This window comes from Staphylococcus sp. EG-SA-2 (assembly GCF_017152085.1).
Window position 1 is genome coordinate 1 of record NZ_JACYHC010000845.1, and the last position, 1,143, is coordinate 1,143.

At 35.9% G+C, this 1,143-nt stretch carries 2 protein-coding genes; both read right to left on the reverse strand.

Translation table 11 applies throughout. The features are described 5' to 3' along the window. Positions 1-30: 30 nt before the first annotated feature. A complete protein-coding gene (rpsI, locus tag IDG60_RS15135; RefSeq protein WP_001790547.1) occupies positions 31-423 on the reverse strand; it encodes a 30S ribosomal protein S9 in 393 nt (130 codons plus the stop codon). A gap of 19 nt (positions 424-442) precedes the next feature. Next, positions 443-880, reverse strand: a complete 438-nt coding sequence (gene rplM / locus IDG60_RS15140; RefSeq protein ID WP_001250038.1) for a 50S ribosomal protein L13 — start codon at positions 878-880, stop codon at positions 443-445. Positions 881-1,143: the final 263 nt, after the last annotated feature.

Consider the following 1,143-nt stretch of genomic DNA (forward strand, 5'->3'; position numbering starts at 1 on the left):
TCGAGGTGTTTTGTATATATCGTCCGACAATTAACGTTTTGAGAATTGAGGTGAACGACGAGCTGCTTTAAGACCTGGTTTTTTACGTTCTTTCATACGTGGGTCACGAGTAAGTAATCCAGCGCGTTTTAAAGAACCTCTGTATTCAGGATCTGCTTCTAATAATGCACGAGCGATTCCGTGACGGATAGCTTGAGCTTGTCCAGTGAAACCACCACCATGAACGTTAACTAAAACATCATAGTTACCTTTAGTTTCAGTTACATCAAATGGTTGGTTTAAGTCTAAAATTAATGATTCGAATGGTAAGTATTCGCGTACGTCACGGTTATTAACTGTGATGTTACCTTCACCTGGTACTAAACGTACACGTGCTACTGAGTTTTTACGACGGCCTGTGCCTCTATATTCAACTTGTGCCAAAGTCATTTCCTCCTTCTAATTAACCACGTAATTCGTAGTTTTCTGGTTGTTGTGCAGCGTGTGGATGTTCAGCGCCACCATATACAAATAATTTTTTACCTTGTTTTTCGCCTAAACGAGTGCTTGGTAACATACCTTTAATTGAGTTTTCAATTAAACGTTCTGGGTTAGTTCTTCTTAATTCACCAGCAGTGATTGATTTGATACCACCTGGATGATTTGAGTGACGGTAGTAAACTTTGTCAGTTTCTTTGTTACCAGTAAATTCGATTTTTGATGCATTAATAACGATTACATAATCACCAGTATCAACGTGTGGTGTGTAAGTTACTTTATTTTTACCGCGTAAGATAGATGCTACTTCTGATGATAAACGACCTAATGTTTGGCCTTCAGCATCGATAACATACCATTTGCGCTCAATGTTTGATTCATTTGCCATAAATGTTTGACGCATAATAATTGTCCTCCTAAAAAATAAATGCTTCTATTCAAGCTATAAACAGTTTCATAACCTAATAGATGATTTCATTTGTTTCATTTTTAAAACGTTTAATTTCATTTATTTTGTTAACTGTTGTTCGTTTCTGCTTATATATCTTGTAACACAATAAGTTTCCGGGGCTTATCGTGGGGTGGATATAAAACAATACCGTTAATAATCTTATAATTTCACAAGCTTTTTGTCAATGGCAATCAGTCATTTTGTAATGATTTTTT